Origin of the sequence: Sellimonas catena (genome assembly GCF_027924685.1) — a bacterium.
Taxonomy (GTDB): Bacteria; Bacillota; Clostridia; order Lachnospirales; family Lachnospiraceae; genus Sellimonas; species Sellimonas catena.
The window spans coordinates 1-5342 of the sequence record NZ_BSBO01000067.1; the positions used below are offsets into that span (position 1 = coordinate 1).

At 41.0% G+C, this 5342-nt stretch carries 8 protein-coding genes; all 8 read right to left on the reverse strand.

From position 1 onward, the window contains the following. Positions 1-232: 232 nt before the first annotated feature. Complete coding sequence (locus Selli1_RS17745) at positions 233-388, reverse strand: helix-turn-helix domain-containing protein (RefSeq protein WP_204864595.1); 156 nt, start codon at positions 386-388, stop codon at positions 233-235. Positions 389-582: 194 nt separating this feature from the next. Next, positions 583-1212 carry a GyrI-like domain-containing protein gene (locus Selli1_RS17750; RefSeq protein ID WP_087168413.1) on the reverse strand — a complete coding sequence of 210 codons (630 nt, stop codon included), beginning with the start codon at positions 1210-1212 and terminating at the stop codon, positions 583-585. Between the two features lie 62 nt (positions 1213-1274). After that, complete coding sequence (locus Selli1_RS17755) at positions 1275-2183, reverse strand: helix-turn-helix transcriptional regulator (protein WP_191437454.1); 909 nt, start codon at positions 2181-2183, stop codon at positions 1275-1277. A gap of 170 nt (positions 2184-2353) precedes the next feature. Beyond that, complete coding sequence (locus Selli1_RS17760; protein ID WP_118635846.1) at positions 2354-3112, reverse strand: ABC transporter permease; 759 nt, start codon at positions 3110-3112, stop codon at positions 2354-2356. Continuing rightward, positions 3109-4026, reverse strand: a complete 918-nt coding sequence (locus tag Selli1_RS17765) for an ABC transporter ATP-binding protein (protein ID WP_281874391.1) — start codon at positions 4024-4026, stop codon at positions 3109-3111. Before Selli1_RS17765 ends, Selli1_RS17760 begins: the two co-directional genes overlap by 4 nt. After that, positions 4023-4223, reverse strand: a complete 201-nt coding sequence (locus Selli1_RS17770; protein WP_118635844.1) for a PLDc N-terminal domain-containing protein — start codon at positions 4221-4223, stop codon at positions 4023-4025. The genes Selli1_RS17765 and Selli1_RS17770 overlap by 4 nt, the downstream gene beginning before the upstream one ends. Before the next feature lie 4 nt (positions 4224-4227). Beyond that, positions 4228-5127, reverse strand: coding sequence for an XRE family transcriptional regulator (locus Selli1_RS17775; protein ID WP_281874395.1), 900 nt, complete (start codon positions 5125-5127; stop codon positions 4228-4230). Positions 5128-5251: 124 nt separating this feature from the next. Further along, positions 5252-5342 (reverse strand): DUF4368 domain-containing protein (locus tag Selli1_RS17780; protein ID WP_129738703.1); only part of this gene is annotated, 91 nt, incomplete at its 5' end.

Below are 5342 nucleotides of genomic sequence, written 5' to 3' on the forward strand. Positions count from 1 at the left end.
CTATATCTTCTGATCCTGCCAACGTCTTATTGTCATACCCAAACGCACGTTTATCTAACATATGTTCGATGAACATGCGTTCTTTTTTTGACTGCTCCAAAAACGCAATTTCCTATAAAGCAAAAAAGCCACACAACTATCATAAGACAGTTGTGTGGCAAAAAGATGACCGAATCCGGAAAAGTCCACTCAAATTTTACGTCTATTATTATAGCGAGCTTTCGGGAGACTGTCAAGTATCAATCTTTACGGAATTGTGGCGGCTGTCTGTTGCTTTTTGTGTTACTTTATGGCACATGAGCATTGTTACATGGAATATTTTTGCAAAATCTTCCTGTGTCATATCTCTCTGTTTTCTTATTTCGATAATTTTTGCACCGATGTTCATTTTGTTACCTCCTTCTGGATTCATTATCGAGCTCATGGTTCAAAAAAGCCAGCAACTTACCTTTACACACCTAAAATACTCGCGCAAAGAATCTTTGACAAGCAGAAAAATGCAGAACCGCACAGCCTCTCGGCCATGCCGTCCTGCGTTAATAGAACTACTTCCTTATGGGTACACCGCTTTTTCTTTTCACCTTATTTAATCGGCTGCCGGATAACCGTTTTTAAGTTTTCCGGCTTACACTTACGTACATCACTGAGATAAATCTCATGGTGATATCTTTGATCGGAAAAATCCAGTTCATAGCCTTGTTCTTTGGCATACCGCTCCATCTCCCGGACCGTCACCGGCTCATTATCATACGGACCGATATGCATACACTGGACGCATAACCCCTCATGGTAAGTAAAAAATTCCACTTTTGAAAAATCCATCTGCTTTTTCACACTTGCTTCTTGTATGGCCCAATCAAACTCCTCCCTGGTAACGAACTCCGGAAGGCGGATAAGAGAAATCCACTGAAATTGATCTTTCCGTGTGTAATCAACACCTTGCACTCCGTCCTGCCACCAGAATCCCTCCAGTGGCGGGACCACATAATCAAAGTATCCTTCTATCCTGTGTTTGCCCATCTTACTCATTTTGATGGTGTAAGCAATACTATACAGCAATCCGATTGCCGCCTTATAATCTCCTTCTTCTTCATTCGGATCCCCCATTCCTCTCACCGCCAGGAAGTTCATCTCAGGAACTTCCACAATCTGTGGTTTCCTGGGCGGAAGATAAAATTCCTTATACTCTTTTTTATAATCAAACGCCGTCATTCTTTTTTCCTCCTTTCCGTTTGGTATTTTCATTCTATCAAACCAAACAGGACAACTGTTTGTCATGAATCTGCATATTGTTTTTGCAGTTCTTGCCCAAAGGAACTCAATTTTGGCCGGAGAAACGCCGGCTCCAAAAGCTCTGCACCGCCTTGAAAAGATAAAATCCAGCCAAGGACCGCATCCTCATCGGTAAATCCAAAAGAAAATAACAGTTTTCCATCTACCTGCTGAGTAAAACAACCAGGTCCGTATTCTTCTATCAACCGCCACCGATATTCCGGTACAATCAATGCTTTTACCAAATAGGTGTGCGGAAACACTGTTTCATTGGACAGATCCGGCAGTAGTGCTGCCTGTTTTTCAAAAGGTTCCTCCATCTGCAGTTCTGTCATCCGGTTCAGTTTAAATAATCGGTAATCTTTTCTTTCCCGACAATATCCCCAGACATACCAGCTGGCCCAGCGGAAAATCAGATAATAGGGCTCAATGAGCCGTTCACTTTCTCCCTTCGGGGCATAATAATGGAAGCTGACACACCTTTCGCACTCAATTGCCCCATGAATCAGTTCTATCTTTGGTGACAAAGCGGTTTTGCTCCAGGAAGAAAGATCAATCAAAATATGCTGTCCGCCCGGCATAAAATCAGAGGCACCAGCAGACAGCTTTTCCATCAGTTGCATATACCGGTTTGTACCACTTACACTGTCCAGACTGCGAAGACCTGCAAGAATCGCCTGCATATCGGTGGAGGTCAGCAGCGTACTGTCTATTTTATATCCTTCCATAATGGAGATTCCACCGTTTACACCCTGGGTCGTTACCAACGGGATACCGGCCTTGCACAAATCCTCAATATCCCGGTTGATCGTCCGTCTGGATACCTCAAACTTTTCTGCCAGATAAGGAGCAGTCACCTTATCCTTCTGAAGAAGGATGGATAAAATTCCAATCAGTCGATCTATCTTCATTTCCATCATCTCCTTTGCATTCAGTATAACTACGATCTCTGACAATAGCATGTCATGTTTTAATGCAAAAGGCAACCAAAACGTACATTAAGAGTGGATTTATAATAAAAGAGCAGGAGGGACACAAAGCCCAATACGCCTTGTGTCCCTCCTCATATGCAGCATCGCTGCTATATCTGTTTTTTGTTAAAAGAACAGATACTGCTTATCATAATCAATAAAATGAAAGCAAGCGTTACAATGATAGAAACATAAAAATCCGATGGAACCCTCTCTGATGTAAGTAAAGACACACATCCTGTTGACAGTAAGTATGGATTGTACTCTTCAAGCTTCGGAAAAATATTCGCAAGCATAAGCACCCCTGCAAAACCGCCTGCTAAAAGAAGGGATCCATAAATACTGCCAGACAGAGCCCCTCCAAGAAGCATCATTGAGATTTCCAGTACGCCAAATAACCACATACAACATGCAGCAAAAGGTAAATTTGGTAATTCTCCCGGCAGTAAATACATTGTGTAAACCAACGTTATTACAAAACATATCAGATAGCTCACTGTCCATATGGAAATGATTGCTGTAAACTTTGAGAGTATGACCGTTTTTCGCGGCAGCCCCTTGGTCAACATATTGATCAGTGTTCCTTTGGTAAGTTCATTTGACACGATACCGCTAAAAACAATGACAAAAAGAATCAACTGTGTTGACATATTTTTATAAAACTGTATCCATGAATCAATGGTGTGTGGTTCACCAAGAGTAATCGTCATTCCTTCCGGCATAAATGAGGAAAGAAGTTTGGGCATGATTTTTGCCGTAATCGGATTCAACATACCGAAAAGCAAAAAAACTGCAACGATAATAAACAATTTATATGTTCTTATACTTTCAAGAAATTCTTTTTTCGTCATGGCAATGAACGCTCTCACTTCACCACCTCCAGAAACAGATTTTCTAAGGTAGGCTCTAGAATTTCGACCTTTACCGGATAGATTTTTGTTTTATAAATAGCATCGTAAATCTGTCCTGCTGCCTCATCGATATCCTTTGACCTTAATATCACCGTGCAATCTGTACGCTCCGCATTTTGAAAAAGCATACCAACACATTCATTCCCAGCAAAACGTTGCAAATCTTCCGGCGAACGGAATTCGATCTGCAGTGTGTCAAGACGATGGTTTTGTTTTAACTGAGAAAGGGTCCCGTTTAACACGAAACTGCCATTGTTCAAAACTGCAACGTGATCACAGATCCGTTCTACATCAGACAGGATATGTGTTGAAAAAACAACGGTCGTTTTTCCTTTAACTGAGAGCAGTATGTCAAGAATTTCCTTTCGCCCAATCGGGTCAAGTGCGGAAGTCGGTTCGTCGCAGATCAACAGTTTCGGTTCGGCCAACAATGCCTGTGCAATTCCGAGTCTCTGCTTCATCCCACGGGAAAAGCCCCCGATACGCTTGTTCGCTTTCTCAAGCCCTACCAGTGACAGAAGCTCTTCTGACTTTGCTTTTACTGCTTTTCGATCCAGCCCTGTAATCTCACCGCAAAGTGCCAGATATTCTTTTGGTTTCATATAACCGTAAAACTCAGGAACATCGGGCAGGAACCCAATATAACGATTGGTTTTGGTTTTGCCGTATGTTACCTCTTCTCCGCATACCGATATTTTACCGCTTGTTGGTTTCAGCAGACCTAATATCATTTTCATTGTTGTTGTTTTTCCCGCACCGTTTTGTCCCAAAAATCCATAAATTGTATTTTCAGGCACGGAAAGGCTAAGGTTATTGATAACATTGTGCCCGCCAAATTTTTTACTGAGATTCTCAATTTTTAAAATACTCATTCTTCACCTCTGCCAAAAATAAAGTAGACAATCGGCCCGATTATCTGTACAAACAATACAACAACAATCCAGAAAGGCTTATTGCCGAACTTGTAATGTGGATGTCTTAAAACGTGTATCAGTGCTGTTATTGCAAGAATCCATTCAATTATGATCAAAGGAATCAAAAAAGGAAGATATTCTACTAAAACATCCATAACGCTATCCTCCTAACACAGATGTAAGTTTTTCAACAATATGCCGATACTTTACATGATCAGCCAGTACCGAAAAGACCGGATTCTTCGCAACACCGTCAATGATGCCTTGCCTGACTGTTTTATCATCCCGCGGTGCATGAACACCTAAATCAAGCTCTGCCAGCCACTCATCAATTCTGTCAAAAAAACGATCGCCGTGAAGTGATATTGGATAAGATATTCCAACTGCTAAATCACAATACTGTTGTAATGCCGCCAGTGCGTTGTCGGTGTCATTTTGCAAGACAAAAACCGCAGCCACGTTTAAATATGCAGAAAGCATTGTGGCAGGATGTAGCTCCGGTGCATGAAAAGTTTCAGAAAGACAATTAATCCGGTCAATGATATTTTTCGAGGCTTGTGCATCTGCTATCTCAAGCTGTAAAAGCGTAGTAAGACTTTGCATGATGTTTAAGAAATTTTGGTATATCTCAATTTGTAATATCTCTTTAGCCTTATCCGGCTTACCACTCATAGAATACCCCATTGACAAAATATGATTTTCATTCAGCACAGGTGTTTTTGCGTCTGCGAGTAATTCAATGGTCTTATCAGGTTCTTCCAAAATGATATAGCAGGTAGCTTCCATTACATTGCTCTTCCTGCACAATGTTAAATCATCGCTTTCTGTTTTTATTCGTGAAAACAGATCAATCGCTTCACGGAGAATTTCCTGCTGCCGGCTTCCCTTTGCCAACATATAGTGATTCAGCAACAATGCACCGAGGTGAAAAAGCAGAGGAAAACATGAAAAGTATTTTTTTCTGATCTCCCGAATTTCATCCATCACTTGATCGAATGGTTTTTGAGCAAAATCATTGGATAATCGCAGATACAGCTTTTGTATGTCTTCTTTCATCATCTGCGGCTGATAATTGATAAGCTCATCAACCGTAATATTAAAATACGAAGCAAGCTGCGGGAGAAATGTAATATCAGGATAACTTTGTCCAGTTTCCCTTAGTTAAAGATATGAACCCTATTTATCAGTCTACTTTTCCAATAAATCGGTAGTATATCTCTATTTCCTGTATTCTTTCATTGTCCTCATTCGTTGTTGCTTCGTGAATAAGGATT

Excerpts from the sequence above, each read along its gene's own strand:
- Selli1_RS17755 (WP_191437454.1), bottom strand. The coding sequence starts at position 2,183 with ATGAAGATAGATCGACTGATTGGAATTTTATCCATCCTTCTTCAGAAG.
- Selli1_RS17750 (WP_087168413.1), bottom strand. The coding sequence starts at position 1,212 with ATGACGGCGTTTGATTATAAAAAAGAGTATAAGGAATTTTATCTTCCG.
- Selli1_RS17775 (WP_281874395.1), bottom strand. The coding sequence starts at position 5,127 with ATGATGAAAGAAGACATACAAAAGCTGTATCTGCGATTATCCAATGAT.
- Selli1_RS17770 (WP_118635844.1), bottom strand. The coding sequence starts at position 4,223 with ATGGATGTTTTAGTAGAATATCTTCCTTTTTTGATTCCTTTGATCATA.
- Selli1_RS17765 (WP_281874391.1), bottom strand. The coding sequence starts at position 4,026 with ATGAGTATTTTAAAAATTGAGAATCTCAGTAAAAAATTTGGCGGGCAC.
- Selli1_RS17745 (WP_204864595.1), bottom strand. The coding sequence starts at position 388 with ATGAACATCGGTGCAAAAATTATCGAAATAAGAAAACAGAGAGATATG.